This window comes from Agromyces zhanjiangensis (genome assembly GCF_040496055.1).
GTDB lineage: Bacteria > Actinomycetota > Actinomycetes > Actinomycetales > Microbacteriaceae > Agromyces > Agromyces zhanjiangensis.
On the sequence record NZ_JBEPKB010000001.1, the window covers coordinates 38,886 to 62,735 of the forward strand.

Here is a 23,850-nt window from a genome sequence, read left to right on the forward strand (position 1 = left end):
ATCTTTCGATAATCTGAAGCCATGAAGCTCGGCAGCCCCGACCTGGCCACGCTCGGCCACCGCATCCGGCACTACCGCACCGACCTCGGGCTCACGCTCGACCAACTCGGCGACCGCGTGGGCCTCGCGGGCAGCCAGCTCTCGCTCATCGAGAACGGCAAGCGCGAGCCGAAGCTCTCGACGCTCGACGCCCTCGCCTCGGCGCTCGAGGTCGACCTCGCCGACCTGCTCTCCCGGGAGGCGCCGAGCCGGCGCGCCGAACTCGAGCTCGAGCTCGGCCGCGCACAGTCGAGCCCGCTCTACGCGGCGCTCGGGCTGCCCCACGTGAAGCCGAGCCGCGGCATGAGCGACGAGTCGCTCGAGGCCATCGTCGGCCTGCACCACGAGCTGCAGCGGCGCGCGAGCGAGGCGATCGCGACCCCGGAGGAGGCGCGTCGCGCGAATACCGAGCTCCGCGAGCAGATGCGCGTGCGCAGCAACTACCTCGCCGAGATCGAGCAGCTCGCCGAGGAGCAGGTCCGTGCGTCCGGTCACCGCCAGGGCGCCCTGACCCACCGCGAGGTGAGCGTCATGGCCGAGCGCCTCGGCTTCCAGCTCATCTACGTCAACGACCTGCCCGACTCGACGCGCTCGATCACCGACCTCGCGAACGGGCGCATCTACCTGCCGCCGGCCTCGATCCCCGGCGGGCACGGCCTCCGGTCGATGGCGCTCCAGGCGATGGCGCATCGCCTCCTCGGCCACGAGCCGCCCGCGAGCTACGTCGAGTTCCTCTGGCAGCGACTCGAGATCAACTACTTCGCGGCCGCGTGCCTGATGCCGCAGGAGGCATCCGTCACCTTCCTGCAGGAGGCGAAGAAGGACAAGCGCCTCGCGATCGAGGACTTCCGCGACGCGTTCGGCGTCACGCACGAGGCCGCGGCGCTGCGGTTCACGAACCTCGCCACGAGCCAGCTCGACATGACCGTGCACTTCCTGCGGGTGAACGGCGACGGGGCGCTGCTGAAGGGGTACGAGAACGACGGACTGCCGCTGCCGACGGACGTCACGGGATCGATCGAGGGCCAGTGGGTGTGCAAGAAGTGGAGCGCCCGCACGGCCTTCGAGCACACCAACCGGACGACGGAGAACTACCAGTACACCGACACGCCGGTCGGCACGTTCTGGTGCGCGACGCAGACGGGGCGCACGGATGCCTCGGAGTTCTCGATCACGGTCGGCGTGCCGTTCAACCAGGCGAAGTGGTTCCGGGGGCGCGAGACGACCCTGCGCGCGATCTCGACCTGCCCCGACGAGTCGTGCTGCCGGCGGGCGCCCGACGGACTGGCCGAGCGGTGGGCCGGCCAGGCGTGGCCGAGCGCCAGACTGCACGCGCACGTGCTCTCGCCGCTCCCGTCCGGCACGTTCCCCGGCGTGGACGACGCCGAGGTGTACGCGTTCCTCGAGGCCCACGCCGACGAGTGACGCGACGCTCGCAGAATTCGGGAACGACTCGCCTCGGCGGGGTTCGCACGGCTCGAATCGCCGCGCCCACCGGCGCGGGCGAGGCCGCGCTCCTGAATCCTGCTCACACTCGCCCATTGCAATAATGTGTGTTGCACAGTATAGTGCGTGGCATGAGCATGGATGCCACGACCGCCGGCCACCTGCAGGAACTGCGGCGCGGCACGGTCGTGCTCGGCTGCCTCGTGCGGCTGCGCGAACCCGACTACGGGTACGCCCTGCTCGAGTCGCTGAACCGCATCGGCATCACGGTCGACCCGAACACCCTGTACCCGCTGCTCCGGCGGCTCGAGAAGCAGGGCCTCCTCACGAGCGTGTGGAACACCGACGAGGCGAGGCCCCGCAAGTTCTACCGCACCAGCCCGGCGGGCGAACAGCTCGCCGCGATCCTCACCGCCGACTGGAAGAACATCGACCGGGCCCTGGCCCGCCTCACCTCGGGAGAAGAATCATGAGCACCCCGGCTGCAACGCTCACCGACCGCTACGTCTGGGCCGCCGTCCGCGCCCTCCCCGAGAGCCAGCGCGAGGAGTTCGGCCGTGAGCTGCGCGAACGCATCGGGGACGAGGTCGACGCGCGTCGCGGGTCCGGCGCCCCGACCGCCGACGCCGAGTTCGCCGTCCTCGTCGAGTTGGGCGACCCCGCTGCACTCGCGGCGACCTACCTCGATCGCCCGCTGCACCTCATCGGCCCGCGCTACTACCTCACGTGGAAGCGCCTGGTGACGACGCTCCTCGCCATCGTCCTCCCGATCGCCGTCGGCGCGGTCCTGCTGGCCCAGGCGCTCGCAGGGGCGCCCGTCGGGGAGATCTTCGCGAGCGCCATCAGCGTCGGATTCTCCCTCGCCGTGCAGCTGGCCTTCTGGCCGACGCTCGTGTTCGCGATCATCGAGCGCAATCCCGGGTCCGGGCCGGTCGATCGCTGGACACCCGAGCGCCTGCCGACCATTCCGGACGACGGCCGTGCCGGTCGCCTCGGCGACCTCATCGCGTCGCTCGTCTTCCTCGGGCTCTTCGCCGGGGTCATCGTCTGGCAGGGATACGGTGCCCCCGTCGCCAACCCGCTGGGCGAGTCGGTCCCGGTGCTCTCCCCCGACCTGTGGTCCTTCTGGATCCCGTGGTTCCTCGTGCTCATCGGGCTCGAGATGGTGTTCGCGGCGGCGATCTACGCGTGGGGCTGGAACTGGTGGCTCGCGATCGTGAACCTCCTGCTCAACGTCGCCTTCGCCGTGCCCGCGCTCTGGCTCTTCACGACCGGCCAGCTGGTGAACCCCGAGTTCCTCGACGTGATCGGGTGGCCGTGGGGCGAGGCCGGCGGCATCGTGACCACGATCATCGTCGTCGCCGTCATCGCGGTGAGCGTGTGGGACGTCATCGACGGCGTGATCAAGACGGTCCGCCGGCGCGGCGGGTCGGCGCTCTCGCTCGGCCGGATCTGAGGTCGTCGACCGGACGCACCGAGCCCGAGAGGATGCCCTCCGCACCGCTCAGGTGGCCGGCGCGGTGCGAGTGGCATCTCCTGGTACGGGCGCGATCCGGCACGCGCGAGCAGGGCGGATGCCACGGCGTCGCGCCGCGGCATCCGCCCTGCTCGCCCCCACGAACGCCTACTTCGGCTGCATCCGGATGGCGCCGTCGAGGCGGATCGTCTCGCCGTTGATCATCGGGTTCGCGATGATCGAGCGCACGAGCGCCGCGTACTCCGCGGGGTGGCCGAGGCGCGACGGATGCGGCACCTGCTGCTCGAGCGAGGTGCGCACGTCGTCGGGCATCCCCGCCATCATCGGCGTCTCGAAGATGCCGGGAGCGATCGTGACCACCCGGATCAGCAGCTTCGACAGGTCGCGCGCGATCGGCAGCGTCATGCCGGCCACGCCCGCCTTCGACGCGGAGTAGGCCGCCTGGCCGATCTGCCCGTCGAAGGCGGCGACCGACGCCGTGTTCACGATGACCCCGCGCTCGAGCGTCGCCGGACCGCCGGCGACCCCGGCTGCGACCGGCTCCGCTTCGGCCATGGCCGCCGCCGCGAGCCGGATCACGTTGAAGGTGCCGATGAGGTTCACGCGGACGGTCCGCTCGAACGCGTCGAGCGGCGCCGGCCCGTCGCGACCGACCGTGCGGTTCGCGGTCACGATGCCGGCGCAGTTGACCGCGACGCGGAGCGGGCCGAGTGCGGATGCCGCGGCGACCGCCGCTGCCACCTGCGCCTCGTCGGCCACGTCGGCGGGCGCGAACCGCGCCCGCTCACCGAGCTCGGCCGCCGCCTGCTCGCCGCGCGGGCCGGGCAGGTCGACGAGCACGACGTGCGCGCCGCCGTCGAGGAGGGCCTGCGCCGTCGCGCGCCCGAGCCCGGACGCGCCGCCCGTCACGATCGCGGATGCTCCGCTGAGTTCCATGGGTGTCCTTTCGGTGGGGGTGGTGCCGCTCCGGTCAGATGCGCTCGATGACGGTGGCGTTGGCCATGCCGCCGCCCTCGCACATCGTCTGCAGGCCGTACCGGCCGCCCGTCGCCTCGAGCTGGTTCACGAGCGTCGTCAGCAGGCGGGTGCCGCTGGAGCCGAGCGCGTGGCCGAGCGCGATCGCGCCGCCGCGCGGGTTCATCTTCTCGGGGTCGGCGCCGGTCTCGGCGAGCCACGCGAGCGGCACCGACGCGAACGCCTCGTTGACCTCGTACGCGTCGATGTCGTCGTGGGCGATGCCGGCGCGCTCGAGCACCTTCGCCGTGGCGGGGATCACGCCCGTGAGCATGAAGAGCGGATCGCTGCCGACGACCGAGAACGCGCGGAAGCGCGCTCGCGGGGTCAGGCCGAGCCTCTCGGCCGCCTCGGCGCTCATGATGAGGGCGGCCGACGCGCCGTCGGTCAGTGGCGACGAGTTGCCAGGGGTGATGCGCCATTCGACGTCCGGGAAGCGCTCGGCGAGCCGGTCGGTGCGGAACGCGGGGTTCAGGCCGGCGAGCGACTCGACCGAGGTGCCGGGCCGCACGGTCTCGTCGACGAGCCGGTCGACGCCCGCGACGGGCACGAGCTCGGTCGCGAACGCGCCCGACTCCGCCGCCGCCGCGGCGAGGTCGTGGGATCGGGCCGCGAACCCGTCGAGCTGCGCGCGCGAGAAGCCCCACTTCTGAGCGATGAGCTCGGCCGACACGCCCTGGCTCACGAGGCCTTCGGGGTAGCGCGCCTGCATGCGTGTGCCGAACGGGTCGGCGCCTGCCGCGCTCGAACCGAGCGGCACGCGGCTCATCGACTCGACGCCGCACGCGACGACGATGTCGGCCTGTCCGGCGAGGATCGCCTGCGCGGCGAACGTCGCCGCCTGCTGGCTCGACCCGCACTGACGGTCGATGGTCGTGCCGGGCACGGTCTCCGGGAAGCCGGCCGCGAGCACGGCGTTGCGGGTGACGTTGTACGACTGCTCGCCGATCTGGCTGACGCAGCCGCCGATCACGTCGTCGAGGAGGCCCGGGTCGAGGTCGTTCCGGTCGATGATCGCGGTGAGCACCCCTGCGAGGAGGTCCACGGGATGGATCGCGCTCAGCATGCCCCCGGGCTTGCCGCGCCCCACCGGGGTGCGGACGACGTCGACGATGACGGCTTCGGTGCTCATGCCCCCAGCCTAGGATGCCGCGGGCGGGCGCCGGCCCGCCCGCGACGTCCGCTCAGCCGACCTCGGCGACCTCGGGGACCGCGGCCGCGGCGACCTGCTCGATGCGCACTGGCTCGCGCTCGGGCAGCACGACGGGGTGGGTCCCGGCCATCGCCTCGATGACCCGGACGACCTGGCACGAGTAGCCGTACTCGTTGTCGTACCAGACGTAGAGCACGACGTCGGTGCCGTCGGCGATGGTCGCGAGGCCGTCGACGATGCCGGCGCGGTGGCTGCCGACGAAGTCGGTCGAGACGACCTCGGCCGACTCGATGTAGTCGACCTGCTGGCGCAGCGGCGAGGTGAGCGACACCTTGCGGAGGTACGCGTTCAGCGTCGCCTTGTCGGTCGGGCGCTCGAGCTGGAGGTTCAGGATGGCGAGGCTCACGTCGGGAGTGGGCACGCGGATCGCGGACCCCGTGAGCTTGCCCTCGAGTGCGGGCAGCGCCTTCGAGACGGCCTTCGCGGCGCCCGTCTCGGTGATCACCATGTTGAGCACCGCGGAACGGCCGCGGCGGTCGCCCTTGTGGAAGTTGTCGATCAGGTTCTGGTCGTTCGTGAACGAGTGCACGGTCTCGACGTGTCCGCGGACGACGCCGTACGCCTCGTCGATCGCCGCGAGCACGGGGGTGATCGCATTGGTCGTGCACGACGCTGCCGACAGGATGCGGTCGCCCGACTCGATGTCGCCGTGGTTGATGCCGTGGACGATGTTCTTGATCGCGCCCTTGCCGGGCGCGGTGAGCAGCACGCGCGAGACGCCCGTCGACTCGAGGTGGCGGCTGAGGCCGGACTCGTCGCGCCAGCGGCCCGTGTTGTCGACGACGATCGCGTCGGAGATGCCGTAGGCGGTGTAGTCGATCGTGCCCGGGTCGTCGGAGTAGATGACCTGGATCAGGGTGCCGTTGGCGAGGATCGTGTTCGACTCCTCGTCGACGGTGATCGTGCCCTGGAAGGGACCGTGGACCGAGTCGCGGCGGAGCAGGCTCGCGCGCTTCGCGAGGTCGTTCTCGCTGCCCTTGCGCACGACGATGGCCCGGAGGCGGAGGCCCTGCCCGCCGCCCGCGTGCGCGATCAGGATGCGGGCGAGCAGGCGCCCTATGCGGCCGAAGCCGTAGAGCACGACGTCGGTGCCGGATGCCGCGGGCGCTCCGTCCGCGTCCACCGCGGCGGCCGCGTCGACGAGCACGGGGGCGAGCTCGGAACGCAGGAAGTCGACGAGCTCGGTGCCCTCGGGGGCTGCGTGGAAGCGGGAGACGAGGCGCGCGACGTCGATCGAGGCGGGACCGGGCGCGATCTCGGTGAGCGCCTCGAGCACGCGCATGGTGTCGGCCAGGTCGAGCTCGACGTCGCCGGCCTGCCGTGCGAAGCGGTGGGCCTTCAGCAGCTCGACGGCGGAGCGGTTGATGAGCCGCCGGCCGTGGATCGAGGTCACGACCCCGTGCCGGCGGTACAGCCCGCCGATGAGCGGGATCATGCGCTCGGCGAGCTCCTCTCGGGCGATCCAATCCTCACGGCGGGCGTCGAACTCGTGGCTCACGGCTCTTCCTTCCAGCCGCGGGTCGGACCTCGTCGGCCTGTTCGGGTCACGCTCGCTGGTGGGCAGCGTCGACCACGGGGTTGTCCAAGGGGATGCTCAGATGATAGCGGCCGCCGGGCTGCGTGATGGCTGTACACGGCGTCGTGTGACGGGCATGACGGATGCCGCGGCGGCGAGCCGCGGCATCCGGACCGATCAGGCGAAGATGTCGTCGACGAGCGCGATGTCGTGGACGGCGATGCGCTGCGGCACGCCGTCGAACGCGGCGGCCCGCGCGTCGGAGGCGAGGTACTCGGCCTCGAGCTCGCGGAAGGCGTCGGCGTCGCCGGGTGCGCTCACGGCCCAGACGAACTGGTTCGCCTCCCGGATGCCGTACGCGAACTCGATCGCGAACCCGGCCGCGTCGCGCACGCGCGGAATCCACTCGTCCCACCACGACACGAAGGCGTCGTACTCCCCGTCGACGAGCGTGTACCGGCGCAGCTGGATCGTCCTCACGCGTGCCATCCTGCCGCACGCGACGCCCGGATGACGCCGCCCGGACGGCGCCGGCCGCGGCCGGATATACTCGCTTCGTCCAGGCGCCCGATCCGCACGATCGACGCGGCGCCGGCGCTCGAAAAAAGGGCGCGAAGCGTCAGGCCGGTTCGGCCGGCCCCGCGAGACACATACGGAACTCCGCGCATCCGTCACCGTCTCGAAAGGCTTCGCCATGCCCACCGTCTCCGCGCACGTCGCCCGCACCCTCGCCGCCCACGTCGACTACGTCTTCGGCGTCATGGGCAACGGCAATGCCTGGTTCCTCGACGCGCTCGAACGCGAGACGGATGCCTCGTTCACCGCGGTCCGGCACGAGGTCGGCGGCGTGGTCGCGGCCGACGCCCACTTCCGCGCCTCGAACCGGCTCGCCGCGGCCACGGCGACCTACGGCGCCGGGTTCACGAACACGCTGACCGCCCTCGCCGAGGCCGTCCAGGCGCACGTCCCGCTCGTGCTCGTCGTCGGCGACGAGCCGACGTCGGGCCCCCGCCCGTGGGGCGTCGACCAGATCGCGCTCGCCTCGGGCGTCGGCGCGCGCACGTACACCGTGGGGCGAGCGGATGCCGCGGCCACGACCGTGATCGCGATCGAGCACGCGCTGGCGTACCGCGTGCCGACCGTGCTCGCGATCCCCTACGACGTCGCCACAGTCGAGGCCGGGCCGGTGCCGGCGACCGCCGACCCGAAGCCCCCCGCCCCGCTCGCCCCGCGCGGCGAGTTCGCGGCGGGCTCCATCGCCTCGGTCGCCCGGGCGCTCGCCGGCGCGAGCCGCCCCGTCCTGATCGCGGGCCGCGGCGCCTGGCTGGCGGATGCGGGCGAGGCACTCGGCGAGCTCGCGGCGGCGACGGGCGCGGTGACGGCGACGACCGCGCTCGGGCGCGGCCTCTTCCCCGACGAGCGCTACGACCTCGGCGTGACGGGCGGGTTCGGCGCCGAGGGCGCCATGGCGCTCGTCCGCGAGGCCGACGTGGCGGTGGTCTTCGGCGCCTCGCTCAACCAGTTCACGATGCGCTTCGGCGACCTCTTCGCGCCGGGCACGCGCATCGCGCAGGTGGATGTCGCGGCGGCTGCGACGCACCCGCACGTCGGCACCTACGTCAAGGGCGACGCGGCGCTCGTCGCACGGGCCCTGGTCGACGAGCTCGCCGCGCTCGGGGCGGAGTCCTCCGGGTGGCGCGAATCCGTGGAGCTCGCACCGCTCCGTGCGCACGATCCCGGTGTCGGCATCGTTCCGGAGGACGGCCGGCTCGACCCGCGCTCCGTCGCCGCCCGGCTGGCCGAACTGCTCCCCGAGGATCGCGTCGTGGTCTCCGACGGCGGGCACTTCATCGGGTGGGCGAACATGTACTGGCCGGTGGCGTCGCCCGACCGGATGATGATGGTCGGCACGGCGTTCCAGTCGATCGGCCTCGGCTTCCCGAGCGTGCCGGGCGCGGCGGCGGCGAAGCCCGACGCGACGATCGTGCTCACGACGGGCGACGGCGGCGGGCTCATGGCCCTCGCCGACCTCGAGACCGCGGTGCGGACGGCGGGGGGCCGCGGGATCGCGGTCGTGTGGAACGACGCCGTGTACGGCGCCGAGGTGCACGTGTACGGGCGCATGGGCGTCACCGAGGGACCCATGCGGATCCCCGAGTGCGACTTCGCGGGGCTCGCGGGGGCGCTCGGCGCCGAGGGCGTCGTCGTGCGCGAGCTCGCCGACCTCGACCGCCTCGAGGCGTGGCGCGCCGAGGCGGTCGATTCGCGCCGGTTCCTCCTGCTCGACTGCCGGATCTCGAATCGCGTGGCCGCCCCGTACCAGGAGGAGATCCTGCGCGTGAACTCGGCGGCCATCGACTGACGGCCGTCGATCCCCAGCGCCTGCGCGCGACCGGTGGATCGTATATGATCGTGGATACGACCGCTCCCCGGCCTTCGGTAGCATCGCGGGAGACGCTCACGACGAAGTGGAGTCCACGTGCCAGACCCGTCCCGCATCAGTGAGATCGCCGACGAGCTGTTCGCCGCCGATCGCGACCGGACGACCGTCCCGCTCCTCACCGCCCGGAATCCCGGCATGACCGTCGAGGACGCCTACGCGGTCCAGCGTGAGTGGGCCGACCGTCGCATGGCCGCCGGGGCCCGGCTCGTGGGCCGCAAGATCGGCCTGACCTCGAAGGTGATGCAGGTCGCCACCGGCATCACCGAACCCGACTACGGCGTGATCTTCGACGACATGGTCTACGAGTCGGGATCGGTCATCGAGTTCGACCGCTTCTCGAACGTGCGCATCGAGGTCGAGCTCGCCTTCGTGCTCGGCGCCCCGCTCCAGGGCCCCGACACCACGATCTTCGACGTGCTCCGCGCGACCGAGTACGTGGTGCCCGCGCTCGAGGTGCTGAACTCGCACATCGCCCTCGAGGGTCGCACGATCGTCGACACGATCAGCGACAACGCCGCGATGGGGGCGATGGTCGTCGGCGGGCGCCCGGTGACGGTCGACGCCGTCGACCTCCGCTGGGTCGGCGCCCTGCTCTCGCGCAACGAGACGATCGAGGAATCGGGTGTCGCGGGCGCGGTGCTCGGCCACCCGGCGATGGGCGTCGCCTGGCTCGCGAACAAGCTCGCCCAGCACGGCCAGTCGCTCGGCGCGGGCGAGATCGTCCTCGCCGGCAGCTTCACCAGGCCCATGTGGGTCGAGCGCGGGGACACCGTGCACGCCGACTACCACGACCTCGGGAGCATCTCGTGCCGATTCGCCTGACCCTGCCGCCGACCTTCGCCGCCCGCATCGACGAGGCCGACCGCCCGCAGGTCGGCATGTGGGTGTGCTCGGGCAGCCCGCTCGTCGCGGAGATCGCGGCGGGCAGCGGCCTCGACTGGGTGCTCATCGACGGCGAGCACTCGCCGAACGGCCTCGAGTCGATCCTCGCGCAGCTGCAGGCCATCGGCGCCTACCCCGTCGCCCCTGTCGTGCGCGTCCCGTTCGGCGACACCGTCGTCATCAAGCAGTTCCTCGACCTCGGCGTCCAGAACCTGCTCGTCCCGATGGTCGACTCGGCCGAGCAGGCCGCCGAGATCGTCCGGGCGGTCCGCTACCCCACCGGCGGCGTCCGCGGCGTCGGCTCGTCGCTCGCGCGCGCCTCGCGCTGGAACCGCGTCGACGACTACCTCGCCCGGGCGTCGTCGACGATCAGCCTGCTCGTGCAGATCGAGTCGGCCGCCGCGGTGGCGGACGTCGAGGCGATCGCGGCGACGCCCGGCGTCGACGGCCTGTTCGTCGGTCCCGCCGACCTCGCCGCATCGATGGGGCGCCTGGGGCAGCAGTCGCACCCCGAGGTGGTCGAGGCGGTGCTCGCGTCGATCCGCGCCGGCGTCGCGGCGGGCGTGCCGGTCGGCGTGAACGCGTTCGTCGCCGCCGACGCCGAGCGGTACCTCGAGGCCGGCGCCTCCTTCGTCGCGGTCGGCGCGGATGTCGCGCTGCTGGCCCGCGCGTCGGAGGCGCTCGCGGATCGGTTCATCGGCGCGAGTGGGACTGCGGATGCCCCGGGGGACCCGGCCGGCGGAAGCGGCGGGCTCGCGGCCGGTGCGGATGACGGTACCGGCGAGCGTCCGAGCTACTGACCGGCGGCGGCGTCCGGCGTCTTGCCCGCCAACGTCCGATCGTATATGATTTCGGATATCAGAAGACGAGGGAGTCCATGAACGCCATCGCGAAGCCCGGCAAGATCATCGCCGTGCACCTCAACTACCCGTCGCGCGCGGCCCAGCGTGGGCGCACGCCCGCGCAGCCGAGCTACTTCCTGAAGCCGCAGAGCTCCCTCGCGGCGACCGGCGGCACGGTCGAGCGGCCGGCGGGCACCGAGCTCCTCGCGTTCGAGGGCGAGATCGCGCTCGTCATCGGCGAGCCGGCGCGGCACGTCTCCCCCGCCGACGGCTGGGCGCACGTCGCCGCCATCACGGCCGCGAACGACTTCGGCGTCTACGACCTCCGCGCCGCCGACAAGGGCTCGAACGTCCGCTCCAAGGGCGGTGACGGCTTCACGCCCCTCGGGCCCGTCTCGATCCCCGTCGACGGCATCGACCAGGGCGACTGGCGCGTGCGCACGTGGGTGAACGGCGAACTCGTGCAGGAGGACACGTCCGACACGCTCCTCTTCGACTTCGGGCGACTCGTCGCCGACCTCTCCCAGCACTTCACGCTCGAGACGGGCGACGTCATCCTCACCGGCACGCCCGCCGGGTCGACCGTGGTCGTCCCCGGCGATGTCGTCGAGGTCGAGGTCGACGCACCGGGGATCGCCGGCGCACCCTCGACCGGCCGGCTGGTCACGACCGTGACCCAGGGCGCGGTCGCCTTCGGCGACTTCGGCTCCCGGCCCGACGTCGACGACCGCCAGCGCGTCGAGGCATGGGGTTCCGCGGAATCGCACGCGGCCGCCGTCGCGGCCGGGCGCGCGACGCCGCTCGACTCCCCCGTTGCCGCGGCAAGCGAGGGCGCGGATGCCGCCGAGCCGCCGTACGAGCTCACCGACGAGCTCCGCGCCCGGCTCTCGTCCGTGGCCGTCGCGACGCTCTCGGTCGCGCTCCGCAAGCGCGGGTACCACGACGTGTTCATCGAGGGCGTGTTCGCGAACCACCCGGGCGACCGCATCGTCGGCCGCGCCCGCACGCTCCGCTTCATCCCCGCGCGGCCCGACCTCTTCGCCTCGCACGGCGGCGGCTACAACGCCCAGAAGCGCGCGTTCGACACGGTGGGCGCGGGCGAGGTGCTCGTGGTCGACGCCCGCGGCGAGCGCGGCACCGGAACGGTCGGCGACGTGCTCGCGCTCCGCGCCCGGGTGCGCGGCGCGGCCGGCATCGTGACCGACGGCGGGGTCCGGGACTTCGACGCGGTCGCCGAGATCGGCATCCCCGTGTTCTCGCAGGGGCCGCACCCGAGCGTGCTCGGGCGCCGCCACGTGCCGTGGGAGACCGACGTGACGATCGCCTGCGGCGGCGCCGCCGTGCAGCCCGGCGACGTGATCGTCGGCGACGGCGACGGCGTCATCGTGATCCCGCCGCACCTCGTCGCCGAGGTCGCTGCCGAGGCCGCCGAGCAGGACGCCGCCGACGCGTGGGTCGCCGACCGGGTCGCCGAGGGCGAGGCGGTCGACGGACTGTTCCCCATGGACCGCGCGTGGCGCGAGCGCTACGAGCGCGAGCGGGATGCCGCGGCTTCCGCCGCCCCGGGGCCCGAGGAGTCGCGATGAGCGTCGAGAGCAAGTCCCAGCGCGCGTACCGCTTCATCCGCGAGCGCATCGACGACGGCCGCTACGTCCCGGGCTACCGGCTCGTGCTCGCGCAGATCGCCGGCGAGCTCGACGTGTCCGTGGTGCCGGTCCGCGAGGCGATCCGCCGCCTCGAGGCCGAGGGGCTCGTCACGTTCCAGCGGAACGTGGGCGCGCAGGTCGCGCTCATCAAGGAGACCGAGTACCTGCACACCATGCAGACGCTCGCCCTCGTCGAGGGCTTCGCCACCTCGCTGACCGCGCCGTACCTCACGGCCGAGCAGCTCGGGCGGGCGCGTGCGATCAACGAGGAGATGCGTCGCACCCTCGAGGACTTCGAACCGCACCGGTTCACGGAACTCAACCTCGAGTTCCACGCGGTGCTCTTCGACGGCTGCCCCAACCCGCACGTGCTCGACCTCGTGCACCGCGGCTGGAATCGCATGCGGGTCCTCCGCGACTCGTCGTTCAGCTTCGTGCCGGGCCGCGCCCGCGCCTCCGTGGAGGAGCACGAGCGCATCGTCGAACTCATCGAGCAGGGCGCCGACGCGCTCGAGATCGAGCTCGCCGCCCGGCAGCACCGCACCGCGACCCTCGACGCGGTCCTCGCCTACCAGGCCACGCAGAAGCCCTCCACCGCACCCGAGGCCGTCGCCACCTGACCCGGCCGATCCACCCGACCACCGGCATCCCGACGCGCGACGGCGCGCGCCACCCGCCCAGCACCATCCGGAAGGAACCGCACATGACCCAGCACATCCCCGAGGGCCTGCCCGACCGCATCCGCCACTACATCGACGGCGAGTTCGTCGACTCGATCGGCGGCGAGACGTTCGACGTGCTCGACCCGGTGTCGAACGAGACCTACGTGCAGGCCGCCGCCGGCCAGCAGGCCGACATCGACCGCGCCGTCGTCGCCGCGCGTCGCGCCTTCGCCGACGGCCCCTGGCCGCGGATGCTGCCGCGCGAGCGCTCGCGCGTGCTGCACCGGATCGCCGACCTCGTCGAGTCGCGCGACGCGCGCCTGGCGGAGCTCGAGACGTTCGACACGGGCCTGCCGATCACGCAGGCGCTCGGCCAGGCCCGCCGCGCGGCCGAGAACTTCCGCTTCTTCGCCGACCTGATCGTCGCGCAGGCCGACGACACCTACAAGGTGCCCGGGCGCCAGGTGAACTACGTCAACCGCAAGCCGATCGGCGTCGCCGGCCTCATCACGCCGTGGAACACGCCGTTCATGCTCGAGTCGTGGAAGCTCGCCCCGGCGATCGCGACCGGCAACACCGTCGTGCTGAAGCCGGCCGAGTTCACGCCGCTGTCCGCGTCCCTGTGGGCCGAGATCTTCGAGGAGGCCGGGCTGCCGCAGGGCGTCTTCAACCTCGTGAACGGGCTCGGCGAGGAGGCGGGCGACGCGCTCGTGAAGCACCCCGACGTGCCGCTCATCTCGTTCACGGGCGAGAGCCGCACCGGGCAGATCATCTTCGGCAACGCCGCGCCCTTCCTCAAGGGCCTGTCGATGGAGCTCGGCGGCAAGAGCCCGGCCGTGGTCTTCGCCGACGCCGACCTCGACGCCGCGGTCGACGCGACGATCTTCGGCGTCTTCTCGCTGAACGGCGAGCGCTGCACGGCCGGCAGCCGCATCCTCGTCGAGCGGCCGATCTACGACGAGTTCGTCGAGAAGTACGCGGCGCAGGCGAAGCGCGTCGTCGTCGGCGACCCGCACGACCCCGCGACCGAGGTCGGCGCGCTCGTGCACCCCGAGCACTACGACAAGGTCATGAGCTACGTCGAGATCGGGAAGGGCGAGGGCCGGCTCGTCGCCGGCGGCGGTCGCCCCGAGGGCCTGCCGACGGGCAACTACGTCACCCCGACGGTCTTCGCGGATGTCGCGAAGGACGCCCGGATCTTCCAGGAGGAGATCTTCGGCCCCGTCGTCGCGATCACGCCGTTCGACACCGACGAGGAGGCCCTCGAGCTCGCGAACGGCGTGAAGTACGGCCTCGCCGCCTACATCTGGACGAACGACCTCAAGCGGGCGCACAACTTCTCGCAGGCCGTCGAGGCCGGCATGGTCTGGCTGAACTCCAACAACGTCCGCGACCTCCGCACCCCGTTCGGCGGTGTGAAGGCCTCCGGCCTCGGCCACGAGGGCGGCTACCGCTCGATCGACTTCTACACCGACCAGCAGGCGGTGCACATCACCCTCGGGGCCGTGCACAACCCGACGTTCGGCAAGCAGGAGCACCACGAGACCGACCTCGACGATCCCGACCCGCGCTGACGCGCCATCCCACCGACCCATCTCACGCAAGGACGCTGACATGACCGACCGCACCCCCTCATCGCACCGTGATGGCATGACCCTCACCTCCTCGGGCTTCTACGTCTCCCAGGAGGCGCCGATCCACTCCGGGAACCCGATCCCCACGCCCTCGGCGCCCGCGCCCGACATCCTGCGCTGCGCGTACATGGAGCTCGTGGTCACCGACCTCGAGGCCAGCCGGAACTTCTACGTCGAGGTCCTCGGGCTCACGGTGACCGAGGAGGACGAGGAGACCGTCTACCTCCGCTCGCTCGAGGAGTTCATCCACCACAACCTCGTGCTCCGCAAGGGCCCCGTCGCGGCGGTCGCCGCGTTCAGCTACCGCGTGCGCACGCCGGAGGACCTCGACAAGGCGGTCGCGTTCTACACGGAGCTCGGATGCCGCGTCGAGCGCCGCACCGAGGGCTGGACCAAGGGCATCGGCGAGTCCGTCCGCGTCGAGGACCCCCTGGGCTTCCCGTACGAGTTCTTCCACGACGTCGACCACGTCGAGCGCCTCGCCTGGCGCTACGACCTGTACACGCCCGGCGCGCTCGTGCGCCTCGACCACTTCAACCAGGTCACGCCCGACGTGCCGCGCGCGGTCGCGTTCATGCAGGACCTCGGCTTCCGCGTGACCGAGGACATCCAGGACGAGTCGGGGACCGTCTACGCGGCGTGGATGCGGCGCAAGCCCACCGTGCACGACACCGCCATGACCGGCGGCGACGGCCCGCGCATGCACCACGTCGCGTTCTCGACGCACGAGAAGCACAACATCCTCGCGATCTGCGACAAGCTCGGCGCCCTGCGGATGTCGGACGCGATCGAGCGCGGGCCCGGCCGCCACGGCGTCTCGAACGCGTTCTACCTCTACCTGCGCGACCCCGACGGCCACCGCGTCGAGATCTACACGCAGGACTACTACACGGGCGACCCCGACAACCCCGTGGTCACGTGGGACGTGCACGACAACCAGCGCCGCGACTGGTGGGGCAACCCCGTCGTGCCGTCGTGGTACACCGAGGCCTCGCTCGTGCTCGACCTCGACGGGAACCCGAAGCCCGTCGTCGCTCGCACGGACGACTCCGAGATGGCGGTCACGATCGGCGCGGACGGGTTCTCGTACACGCGCAAGGGCGACGAGGAGAAGGGCTTCAAGCTCGGCCACACGCTCTGATCGCGAGGCGGGATGCGTCGTGGTCGACGCCTCCCGCCGACGCGGCTCGCGGGGCGACGCCCCCGTCGTCGATCCGGTCGTTGTCCCGGCGACGCACGACCGGATATCGTCGGTGCCCTGAGGCCCGGTCCGGGCGCACGCCCGGGACCGGCACGGTCCCGCCCGTGGAGGAGCGCATGGCACCTGTTCCCGAGTCGGTCGACGTCGGCGCGAGCATTCCAGCGGGCGCGGCGGCCGAGTCGATCCTCGACGGCGCGGTGCGCCCGCTGATACCGGAACGGTTCTCGGACGACCGCGGGGTGCTGACGCCGCTGCAGCTCGGGGAACTCGGCTTCGCCCTCGCGCGCGTCTTCGTGGTGAGCGCACCGGGAGGCGCCGTCCGCGGGGGCCACGCGCACCGCGACGTCCGCCAGCTGTTCTTCCGGGCGAGCGGGCGCATCGAGGTGGAGTTCCGCCACCGCGGCGCCACGACGCGACTCACGCTCGACGAGGAGCGCCCCGCCGTGCTCGTCGAACCGGGCGTCTGGGCGCAGCAGACCTACCTCGTCGACGGCGCGACGCTCATCGTCTTCGCCGACGGCGGCTACGACCGCGGCGAGTACATGGACCACGACCGCGGCACCGGCGACCGAGGCGCCGGCGGGGGCGCCTCGTGAGGCGACGCCGCGTCGCCGTACTCGGGGCCGGAATCATGGGCAGCGCGACGGCCATCGAGCTCGCGCGCCGCGGACTCGACGTGACCCTCATCGACCGGGAGCCCGCGCCGATGTCGGCCACCAGCCGGTGGAACGAGGGCAAGATCCACCTCGGGTTCCTCTACGGCGCCGATCCGACGACCGCGACCGCCGAGCACATCCTCCCCGGCAGCCTCCTGTTCGGCGACCGGGCCCGTGATCTCATCGGCACGGGGCTCGACGGGCATGTCACACGCGGAGACGACCTCTACCTCCTGCACCGCGACTCGGTCGTCGACGTCGAGACGATGCGGCGCAAGTTCGAGGCGATCGGCGGGCTGGTGCGCGCGCACCCTGACGCGTCCCGCTACCTCGTCGACGTCTCGGATGCCCGAGTCGCCGAGCTCGCGCCCGACGAGCTCGCAGCCATCGCCGGCGACGACATCGTCGCCGGCTTCCGCGTGCCCGAGCGGTCCGTGGACACCAGGTGGTTCGCAGACCGGCTCGCCGGGGCCGTCGACGCCGAACCCCGCGTCACCCTCCGTGCCGGCACGACGGTGGTCGGCGCCGAGCCGCTGCGCGACGAGGACGGCAGGTGGCGCGTGCGCACTGAGGACGGCGACCACGAGGTCGCCGACGCGGTCGTCAACGCCCTCTGGAACGGCCGGTTGCCGATCGACGTCGCGGCGGGCCTCGCCCCCGAGCCGCCCTGGACCCACCGGTACCGGTTGTGCGCGTTCGTCAGGACGCGCACGCCGCACGCCGTCTCGAGCGCGCTCGTCGCCGTCGGCCCGTTCGGCGACGTCAAGAGCTACACCGACCGCGATTTCTACCTGTCCTGGTACCCCGAGGGCCTCGTCGCCGAGAGCGGCGACCTCGAGCTCGCCGCGCCCGAGACGCCGGCCGGCGACGACGCCACCGCGTTCGTCGACCGCGTCCGGTCCGCGCTCGGCCGGCTCATCCCCGGCATCGGCCCCGTCCTCGACGACGCCGAGGAGACCCTCGTCCACGGCGGGTTCGTGTTCGCCCAGGGCCGTGGCACGCTCGACGACCCGCGGTCCGACCTGCACCGACGCGACCGGTTCGGGGTGAGGCGACGCGGCGCCTACCGTTCGGTCGACACCGGAAAGTACTCGACCGCCCCGTGGAGCGCCCGGAACCTCGCCGAGGAGATCGCCGGATGAGCCGGCCGAACGTTCCGGCGGATGCCGGCGGCGCATGGAACCCGCTCGTGACGGCACTCGTGCCGACCTACAACGGCGCGAGCTTCATCGAGCGCACGCTCGACAGCCTCGCGGCCCAGACCTGGCCGAACCTCGAGATCCTGATCGGCGACGACCGGTCGACGGACGACACGCTCGAGGTCGTGCGCCGCTTCGCCGAGCGGCATCCGCACACGCGGATCGTCGAGCGGGACCGGAACCTCGGATGGCTCCGCAACTCCAACGACCTCATGGAGCGGGCCGCCGGCGAACTGCAGTTCTTCGCGTTCCACGACGACGTCGTCGCACCGACCTACGTCGAACGGCTCGTCGGCGCACTCGCGGCGGCCGATGACGCCGTGCTCGCGTTCAGCGACATGCGCGTGCACGAACTCGACGGCCACGTCGAGTTGCACGTGTTCGACGAGCTCGACGGGCTCCGGACGCCCGTCGAGCGCGGCCGGGTCATGGTGCGCAGGCCGGGCTTCTGGTGGGTGCCGAATCGCGGGCTCTTCCGGACGACGGCCTTCCGCGAGGTCGGCGGCATCCACCCGAACGAGCAGGGCGAGTATTCGGCCGATTGGACGTGGCTGCTCGGCCTGTCCCTCGTCGGCGGGTTCGTCCGGGTCCCCGAGGTGCTCTGCACGAAGTACTACACGTCCGGCAGCCTGTCGAAGACGTGGCCGCACGACCTCGACCAGGTCGCGGCACTCCGGAGGTCAGGGGTCGCGGAGATCCGGCGGAGCTCGCTTCCGGCCGGCCGGAAGGCGGTACTGGCCGGCTACCTGATGCGGCGGGTCTACGGGCGGCGCCTCCCCGGGAGCGTGAAGCGCGCCTTCCGCCGACTGGGGCTCTGAGCCCCGCCGAGCGACGATGGCGTCGCCGTCGCGGCCCTGGAGACCTATCGGCCGCGCGAACAATAGCGGATTCCGGCCCCCTCGGGAATGGCTGGACGTCCCTCTGATTTCCGCGGAATGCTGGTCATGTGATCGCGGACAAGGGAACGACCGCTTCGCGGGCGATCACAACCGGGGGGACGACCCCGGGGAGCTGCAGCTCCCCGGGGCCCGAGGGTTCCCGACCCGTCGTGCGCCGCACGGCGTCATCGCCCATCAGAAAGGCACTTCCGTGAACACCCTGCTCATCATCGTCGGCATCATCGCCATCATCCTGCTGTTCACCGGCGGCTTCGTGCAGTCGCTGAACTTCCTGCTCTGGGTCGGCATCGTCCTGCTCGTGCTTGCGGTGATCGTCTGGCTCGTCCGGATGCTCACCGGCAACCGGAGCGTCTGATCCCGGCGCCGGACCGCGTGAGCGGTCCGGCGCTCAGGCTTCGTCCCAAGCCGACCCGCCGCCCGCACCGTCCCGGTGCCGGGCGGCGTCGTCGTTCCCGGGCGGCGCTGCAGCCGCACCGTCGGCCGACTCGCCGGACGTCCCCGACTGCTCGGCGGCGCCCTCCGCCTCGTCGTGCGGGTCGACGAGTTCCAGGGCCTCGATCATCCCGGCGAGGAACCGCGCGACCACGGCCAGCTCCCGTTGGTCGAGCCCGTCCGCGACCGCGATCATCGCCTGGTGCATCCGGCCGAGCGTGGCTCGCACCTCCGCGTCGCTGTCGGTCGTGCTCGCGACCACGAGCGAACGACGATCCGTCGGGTGCGGCCGTCGCACGAGGTGCCCGCTGCGCTCCAGCCGATCGATGAGCACGGTCGTCGACGCGGTCGAGATGCCGAGCAGCTTCGCCAGCGCCCCGGGGGTGAGCATCTCACCGTCGCGCTCGGCGCGAAGCACGTACCGCAGGGCGAGCAGGTCGGTCTCGCCCATGCCCATCGAGTCGCGGGTCCGCCGACGCATCTCCTGGTCGGCCGACCGGTACCGCCGGAGCAGGTTGAGCACGTCGACGCTGCCGAGCCGGGTGTCGTCCGGCCCGTACCAGTAGCCGCTCGACTCGAATCCGCTGGGACGACTGGACACCCTGACACCCTAGCCCCGGCCCCGCGCGGTTCGTGCGCCCACGTCCAAGCGCGCCGCGCGCACGGGCAACGGCGCCGACCGGGCCGCTGCCTACCGTGGAACCCCGACTCAACGTGGAGGTGCCATGAACAGCCCGATCCCAGTCCTCGAGGACACGCGCCCCGATCTGCTCGCCGAGATCACGCCCCAGCACGGCGAACGCCGCGAGATCCTCGACCCGGCGACGGGCGGTCTCGTCGGACACGCCCCGGTGCACACCGTCGAGGACCTCGAGCGGGCGATCGCCCGCGCGAAGGACGCGCAGCCCGCCTGGGTGGCGCTCGGGCACGAGCGTCGGAGCGAGCTGCTCATGCTCGCCGCCGACGCCATCGACGCCGAGGCGGAGGCCCTCGCGCACGTGCTGTCGCGCGAGCAGGGCAAGCCGTTGAACGGTCCCAACGCGCGATTCGAGGTCGGCGCGGCATCCGGTTGGATGCGGGCTGCCGCGGCGACCCCGCTCGAGGCGGAGGTCGTCGTCGACGACGGCGAGACGCGCGCCGAGCTCCACTACCGGCCGATCGGCGTCGTCGGTGCGATCGGTCCGTGGAACTGGCCGCAGATGATCACCGTCTGGCAGGTCGCGCCCGCGCTGCGCATGGGCAACACCGTCGTGGTGAAGCCCTCGGAGTACACGCCGCTCAGCGTGCTCGCGCTCATCGAGGTCATCAACCGCGTGCTGCCCGAGGGCGTCGTCCAGGTCGTCTCCGGGGGCCGCGACGTCGGCGCCGCGCTGGCGTCGCACCCGGCCGTCGGCAAGGTAATGTTCACGGGCTCGACGGCGACCGGCAAGGCGATCATCCGCAGCTCGGCCGACACGGTGAAGCGCCTCACGCTCGAGCTCGGCGGCAACGACGCCGGCATCGTGCTCCCGGACGTCGACCCGAGGGCGATCGCCGAGGGCGTCTTCTGGGGCGCGTTCATCAACACCGGCCAGACCTGCGCGGCGCTGAAGCGCCTGTACGTGCACGACACCGTCTACGACGCCGTGTGCGAGGCGCTCGTCGACATCGCCGGCGCGATGCCGATGGGCGTCGGGCTCGACGAGGCGAACGTGCTCGGGCCGCTGCAGAACCGGCAGCAGTTCGACATCGTCGACGGGCTCGTGGAGTCGGCGAAGGCCGGCGGGGCACGCGTCCTGCTCGGGGGCGACCCGGATCGCACGCAGCCCGGCAACTTCTACCCGACGACGCTGGTGGCCGACATCGACGACCGCGCCCCGCTCGTGCAGGAGGAGCAGTTCGGTCCCGCGCTGCCGATCATCCGCTACCACGACCTCGACGAGGCGATCGCGATGGCGAACGGGGTCGAGGTCGGGCTCGGCGCTTCGGTGTGGTCGACCGATCGCGACGAGGCGCGCCGCATCGCCGCACGCCTCGAGGCCGGCACGGTGTGGATCAACGCGCACGGCGCGGTCCACCCGATGGCGCCGTTCGGCGGCGCGAAGCAGTCCGGCTACGGGCTCGAGTTCGGCGTCGAGGGCCTCAAGGCGCTCGGCGTGCCGCAGGTCGTCAACGGCTGACCCGCGGAACGTCCGCGGGGGCGGGCAGGGGACGGGCCGGGAGCGCGATCGCGCTTCCGGCCCCTCGCCGTGCCGTGGCTGCGCCGCGGCGGCGCCGCGCCTCGGGTCGGAGGGGCGCGACGCGTATCGTTGACCCCGACGCCGCGGCGTCGCGAGAGGGGACCATGCCGAAGATCGTCGACCACGACGCGCGCCGCCTCGAGATCGTGCACGCGACCTGGCGCCTCATCGCGGAGAAGGGCTTCCGCGCGACCACGATGCGCGAGATCGCCAAGGCGTCCGGCGTCGCGAACGGCGGGCTCTTCCCCTACTTCCGCAACAAGGAGGAGCTGATCGGGGCGACGTTCGAGCACGTGTTCGCCGCCACGAACGAGCGCTTCGCGGCCGTGCGCGCCGACCTCGAGGGCATGGCGGCCCTCCGCGAGCTGATGCTGCAGATCTTCCCCCTCGACGACGAGCGGATCCTCGAGGCGCGCATCGTCATCCCGTTCTGGGAGTACGCGGCCAACGAGCCCGAGCTGCTGGCGCTGCACGAGCGCACCATGGACCAGTGGCGCGTCGAGATCGGCGGGCACCTCGACGACGCGAAGCGCCTCGGCGAGATCCGCGACGACGTCGACATCCCGGTCGTCGTCGACCACTTCATGGCGATGCTCGACGGCGTGCAGGTCATCGCCGTCGTCGCTCCGGCGAGCGCCGCCGCCGACCGGCTGACACGATTGCTCGACGGGTACCTCGACCTGCTGCGCTGAGCGCCGACGACGACGGATACCGCGCACACCCCGACCCGGTCGCCGCTACCGGCGTCGAGGCCGCGGACTACGCTGACACCGAACCAGCCCACCGGGTACCCGGCTGCGGAAGGGGACATGCGCCGTGAGCACCTCACAACCGACGTCACGAGAGATCTCCCGCAGGGTCGCGACGCTCTTCACAGGCGCGACCGTCTTCGGCGCCCTGATCGTGTTCCTCTACTTCTCGCTCATCGATCCGATACCGGTGGACGAATCGGCGGTCCGCTCGCTCGACAGCGACGGGATCCTGACCTTCGCCGTCGTGGGAGTCGTGGTCCTCGTCGGCGCGATCGCGATGGTCATCTGGCTCGGGCGACCGATCCGGAGATGGCTGCGCTTGATCGAGGACGGCACGCCCGCCTCGGAGATGCCGCCGAACGTCGCGCGCCTGGTCCTCATCTGGCCCCTCATCGGCGCTTCGCTCGTCGCCGCGGGCAGCCTCGTCGTGGCGGTGTTCTTCTCGATCCTGTACGGCGACCCGGGCAACTTCGTCGGCATCGCCATCGGCGGCGCCGTCGGGACGACCATCGTCTACTTCGGGACCGACCTGATCTGGCGACAGCAGATCCCCACCTTCTTCCCCGACGGCGACCTGAGCGCCGTCCCGGCCTTCCGCCTCCTCGTGCGGAGGCGCTTGCTGGTGGCCTTCGCACTCATCGGCGGGCTCACGCCGACCCTGCTCGTGGTCCTGTCGCAGGTGCGGACCCGAGCCGTGCTCGACGCCGAGAATCCGCGGGCGATCGTGGACAACCTCATCCTGATGCAACTGTTCATCCTCGGCGTCGGCCTGGTCACGGGGGTCATCACGGCCGCGCTCGTCGCGCGGGCCATCATGGGTCCGCTCGAGGCCCTGCAGGCGGCGATGGGGCGCGTGGAGGACCGCGACCTCGACGCGAGAACCGTCGTGACCACCAACGACGAGCTCGGATACCTCGGCGAGCGATTCAACGACATGACGGACGGGTTGCGCCAGGGCGAGCGGCTCCGGGAGCTCTTCGGCCTCTACGTGAGCGCCGAGGTGGCTCAGGCGGCCGTGGAGACCGGGGCCGGCCTCGGCGGCACGCTCGTCGAGTGCTCGGTGATCTTCTCCGACATCCGCGACTTCACGACGCTCAGCGAGCAGATGCCGCCCGAGCAACTGGTCGAGGTGATCAACCGCTACATGACGGCCATGGTGTCGGTCATCGTCGACCACGGGGGTGTGGTCACCCGCTTCGGAGGGGACTCGATCCTGGGGGTCTTCGGCACCCCCCTCAACCCCATGGCCGATCATGCCGGCCGAGCGGTGCGGACGGCCGTCGGGATGCGTCGAGCCCTGGCAGCGTTCAACGACGAGGAGGCCGTCGACCGCCTCCCGATACTCCGGTCGGGGATCGGGATCGCGACCGGACCGGTCATCGCCGGCAACATCGGCGGCAGGGAGCGCATCGAGTACACAGTGATGGGCGATGCCGTGAACCTGGCCGCTCGGTTGGAGGAGAAGACCAAGGATGCCGGCGCGCCCATCCTCATGAGCGCCGAGACCTACCGGGCGTTCGACGGCGTCGACGACTCGCGCGCCTTGGCGCTGACCGACCTGGAGATCAAGGGCAAGCGGGACCGGGTGACCGCCTACGCCCTCTCCGAGCCCTGAACGGGTGCAGGAGCGGAGCGACGTCAACGGGACGTTCACCGTCACCCGATCTCCTCAGCCACA

The 23,850-nt window shown here is 72.0% G+C and carries 22 protein-coding genes; 17 read left to right on the forward strand and 5 right to left on the reverse strand.

Annotated features, from left to right (window positions below; all coding sequences use genetic code 11):
- Positions 1–21 precede the first annotated feature (21 nt).
- The 3 genes from ABME02_RS00175 to ABME02_RS00185 all read left to right on the forward strand — a co-directional run bounded on the left by ABME02_RS00175 (position 22) and on the right by ABME02_RS00185 (position 2,941).
- A complete protein-coding gene (locus ABME02_RS00175; protein ID WP_353813244.1) occupies positions 22–1,464 on the forward strand; it encodes a helix-turn-helix domain-containing protein in 1,443 nt (480 codons plus the stop codon).
- Positions 1,465–1,616: 152 nt separating this feature from the next.
- Complete coding sequence (locus ABME02_RS00180) at positions 1,617–1,958, forward strand: PadR family transcriptional regulator (RefSeq protein WP_353813245.1); 342 nt, start codon at positions 1,617–1,619, stop codon at positions 1,956–1,958.
- Positions 1,955–2,941, forward strand: a complete 987-nt coding sequence (locus tag ABME02_RS00185; RefSeq protein ID WP_353813246.1) for a hypothetical protein — start codon at positions 1,955–1,957, stop codon at positions 2,939–2,941. The genes ABME02_RS00180 and ABME02_RS00185 overlap by 4 nt, the downstream gene beginning before the upstream one ends.
- A 168-nt stretch (positions 2,942–3,109) precedes the next feature.
- On the opposite strand, the gene ABME02_RS00190 is transcribed toward ABME02_RS00185, so the two are convergent.
- The 4 genes from ABME02_RS00190 to ABME02_RS00205 form a co-directional block, all read right to left on the reverse strand.
- Positions 3,110–3,898 carry an SDR family NAD(P)-dependent oxidoreductase gene (locus tag ABME02_RS00190; protein ID WP_353813247.1) on the reverse strand — a complete coding sequence of 263 codons (789 nt, stop codon included), beginning with the start codon at positions 3,896–3,898 and terminating at the stop codon, positions 3,110–3,112.
- Positions 3,899–3,932: 34 nt separating this feature from the next.
- Positions 3,933–5,108, reverse strand: a complete 1,176-nt coding sequence (locus ABME02_RS00195; protein WP_353813248.1) for a thiolase family protein — start codon at positions 5,106–5,108, stop codon at positions 3,933–3,935.
- 52 nt (positions 5,109–5,160) lie between these two features.
- Complete coding sequence (locus ABME02_RS00200) at positions 5,161–6,687, reverse strand: glyceraldehyde-3-phosphate dehydrogenase (protein WP_353813249.1); 1,527 nt, start codon at positions 6,685–6,687, stop codon at positions 5,161–5,163.
- A gap of 195 nt (positions 6,688–6,882) precedes the next feature.
- Positions 6,883–7,185 carry a hypothetical protein gene (locus ABME02_RS00205; RefSeq protein WP_353813250.1) on the reverse strand — a complete coding sequence of 101 codons (303 nt, stop codon included), beginning with the start codon at positions 7,183–7,185 and terminating at the stop codon, positions 6,883–6,885.
- Positions 7,186–7,399: 214 nt separating this feature from the next.
- Between ABME02_RS00205 and ABME02_RS00210 the strand changes: the two genes are divergently transcribed.
- The 11 genes from ABME02_RS00210 to ABME02_RS00260 all read left to right on the forward strand — a co-directional run bounded on the left by ABME02_RS00210 (position 7,400) and on the right by ABME02_RS00260 (position 19,124).
- Positions 7,400–9,067, forward strand: coding sequence for a thiamine pyrophosphate-binding protein (locus tag ABME02_RS00210; RefSeq protein ID WP_353813251.1), 1,668 nt, complete (start codon positions 7,400–7,402; stop codon positions 9,065–9,067).
- Between the two features lie 117 nt (positions 9,068–9,184).
- Positions 9,185–9,970: a 2-oxo-hept-4-ene-1,7-dioate hydratase gene (gene hpaH, locus ABME02_RS00215; RefSeq protein WP_353813252.1), complete on the forward strand. Its 786-nt coding sequence runs from the start codon at positions 9,185–9,187 to the stop codon at positions 9,968–9,970.
- The gene (locus ABME02_RS00220; RefSeq protein WP_353813253.1) at positions 9,955–10,830 is read left to right on the forward strand and encodes an HpcH/HpaI aldolase family protein; all 876 of its coding nucleotides are present in this window, start codon (positions 9,955–9,957) and stop codon (positions 10,828–10,830) included. The genes hpaH and ABME02_RS00220 overlap by 16 nt, the downstream gene beginning before the upstream one ends.
- Positions 10,831–10,907: 77 nt before the next feature.
- Positions 10,908–12,458 carry a fumarylacetoacetate hydrolase family protein gene (locus ABME02_RS00225; RefSeq protein WP_353813254.1) on the forward strand — a complete coding sequence of 517 codons (1,551 nt, stop codon included), beginning with the start codon at positions 10,908–10,910 and terminating at the stop codon, positions 12,456–12,458.
- Positions 12,455–13,138 carry a GntR family transcriptional regulator gene (locus tag ABME02_RS00230; RefSeq protein WP_353813255.1) on the forward strand — a complete coding sequence of 228 codons (684 nt, stop codon included), beginning with the start codon at positions 12,455–12,457 and terminating at the stop codon, positions 13,136–13,138. The genes ABME02_RS00225 and ABME02_RS00230 overlap by 4 nt, the downstream gene beginning before the upstream one ends.
- An 83-nt stretch (positions 13,139–13,221) precedes the next feature.
- A complete protein-coding gene (hpaE, locus tag ABME02_RS00235) occupies positions 13,222–14,754 on the forward strand; it encodes a 5-carboxymethyl-2-hydroxymuconate semialdehyde dehydrogenase (protein ID WP_353813256.1) in 1,533 nt (510 codons plus the stop codon).
- Positions 14,755–14,830: 76 nt separating this feature from the next.
- Positions 14,831–15,955, forward strand: coding sequence for a 3,4-dihydroxyphenylacetate 2,3-dioxygenase (hpaD, locus tag ABME02_RS00240; RefSeq protein ID WP_436408220.1), 1,125 nt, complete (start codon positions 14,831–14,833; stop codon positions 15,953–15,955).
- A gap of 176 nt (positions 15,956–16,131) precedes the next feature.
- A complete protein-coding gene (locus ABME02_RS00245) occupies positions 16,132–16,611 on the forward strand; it encodes a sugar 3,4-ketoisomerase (protein ID WP_353813258.1) in 480 nt (159 codons plus the stop codon).
- A complete protein-coding gene (locus ABME02_RS00250; protein ID WP_353813259.1) occupies positions 16,608–17,813 on the forward strand; it encodes an NAD(P)/FAD-dependent oxidoreductase in 1,206 nt (401 codons plus the stop codon). Before ABME02_RS00245 ends, ABME02_RS00250 begins: the two co-directional genes overlap by 4 nt.
- A complete protein-coding gene (locus ABME02_RS00255) occupies positions 17,810–18,688 on the forward strand; it encodes a glycosyltransferase family 2 protein (RefSeq protein WP_353813260.1) in 879 nt (292 codons plus the stop codon). The genes ABME02_RS00250 and ABME02_RS00255 overlap by 4 nt, the downstream gene beginning before the upstream one ends.
- Before the next feature lie 271 nt (positions 18,689–18,959).
- On the forward strand, positions 18,960–19,124 hold the full coding sequence (locus tag ABME02_RS00260; RefSeq protein WP_154344684.1) for a hypothetical protein: 165 nt from the start codon (positions 18,960–18,962) through the stop codon (positions 19,122–19,124).
- 33 nt (positions 19,125–19,157) lie between these two features.
- Here the strand turns inward: ABME02_RS00260 and ABME02_RS00265 are convergent, their stop codons facing one another.
- Entirely contained in the window at positions 19,158–19,802 is a 645-nt protein-coding gene (locus ABME02_RS00265) for a MarR family winged helix-turn-helix transcriptional regulator (protein WP_353813261.1), read from the reverse strand.
- Between the two features lie 124 nt (positions 19,803–19,926).
- On the opposite strand from ABME02_RS00265, the gene ABME02_RS00270 reads away from it, so the two are divergent.
- The 3 genes from ABME02_RS00270 to ABME02_RS00280 all read left to right on the forward strand — a co-directional run bounded on the left by ABME02_RS00270 (position 19,927) and on the right by ABME02_RS00280 (position 23,787).
- The gene (locus tag ABME02_RS00270; RefSeq protein ID WP_353813262.1) at positions 19,927–21,360 is read left to right on the forward strand and encodes an aldehyde dehydrogenase family protein; all 1,434 of its coding nucleotides are present in this window, start codon (positions 19,927–19,929) and stop codon (positions 21,358–21,360) included.
- 164 nt (positions 21,361–21,524) lie between these two features.
- Complete coding sequence (locus ABME02_RS00275) at positions 21,525–22,112, forward strand: TetR/AcrR family transcriptional regulator (RefSeq protein ID WP_353813263.1); 588 nt, start codon at positions 21,525–21,527, stop codon at positions 22,110–22,112.
- A gap of 124 nt (positions 22,113–22,236) precedes the next feature.
- The gene (locus ABME02_RS00280) at positions 22,237–23,787 is read left to right on the forward strand and encodes an adenylate/guanylate cyclase domain-containing protein (RefSeq protein WP_353813264.1); all 1,551 of its coding nucleotides are present in this window, start codon (positions 22,237–22,239) and stop codon (positions 23,785–23,787) included.
- Positions 23,788–23,850: the final 63 nt, after the last annotated feature.

What these genes read in the sequence shown, in the direction of transcription:
- ABME02_RS00275 (WP_353813263.1), top strand. Translation starts at nt 21,525, where the DNA reads ATGCCGAAGATCGTCGACCACGACGCGCGCCGCCTCGAGATCGTGCAC.
- ABME02_RS00230 (WP_353813255.1), top strand. Translation starts at nt 12,455, where the DNA reads ATGAGCGTCGAGAGCAAGTCCCAGCGCGCGTACCGCTTCATCCGCGAG.
- ABME02_RS00245 (WP_353813258.1), top strand. Translation starts at nt 16,132, where the DNA reads ATGGCACCTGTTCCCGAGTCGGTCGACGTCGGCGCGAGCATTCCAGCG.
- ABME02_RS00270 (WP_353813262.1), top strand. Translation starts at nt 19,927, where the DNA reads ATGAACAGCCCGATCCCAGTCCTCGAGGACACGCGCCCCGATCTGCTC.
- ABME02_RS00195 (WP_353813248.1), bottom strand. Translation starts at nt 5,108, where the DNA reads ATGAGCACCGAAGCCGTCATCGTCGACGTCGTCCGCACCCCGGTGGGG.
- ABME02_RS00185 (WP_353813246.1), top strand. Translation starts at nt 1,955, where the DNA reads ATGAGCACCCCGGCTGCAACGCTCACCGACCGCTACGTCTGGGCCGCC.
- ABME02_RS00175 (WP_353813244.1), top strand. Translation starts at nt 22, where the DNA reads ATGAAGCTCGGCAGCCCCGACCTGGCCACGCTCGGCCACCGCATCCGG.
- ABME02_RS00180 (WP_353813245.1), top strand. Translation starts at nt 1,617, where the DNA reads ATGAGCATGGATGCCACGACCGCCGGCCACCTGCAGGAACTGCGGCGC.
- ABME02_RS00210 (WP_353813251.1), top strand. Translation starts at nt 7,400, where the DNA reads ATGCCCACCGTCTCCGCGCACGTCGCCCGCACCCTCGCCGCCCACGTC.
- ABME02_RS00255 (WP_353813260.1), top strand. Translation starts at nt 17,810, where the DNA reads ATGAGCCGGCCGAACGTTCCGGCGGATGCCGGCGGCGCATGGAACCCG.
- ABME02_RS00225 (WP_353813254.1), top strand. Translation starts at nt 10,908, where the DNA reads ATGAACGCCATCGCGAAGCCCGGCAAGATCATCGCCGTGCACCTCAAC.
- ABME02_RS00190 (WP_353813247.1), bottom strand. Translation starts at nt 3,898, where the DNA reads ATGGAACTCAGCGGAGCATCCGCGATCGTGACGGGCGGCGCGTCCGGG.
- hpaD (WP_436408220.1), top strand. Translation starts at nt 14,831, where the DNA reads ATGACCCTCACCTCCTCGGGCTTCTACGTCTCCCAGGAGGCGCCGATC.
- hpaE (WP_353813256.1), top strand. Translation starts at nt 13,222, where the DNA reads ATGACCCAGCACATCCCCGAGGGCCTGCCCGACCGCATCCGCCACTAC.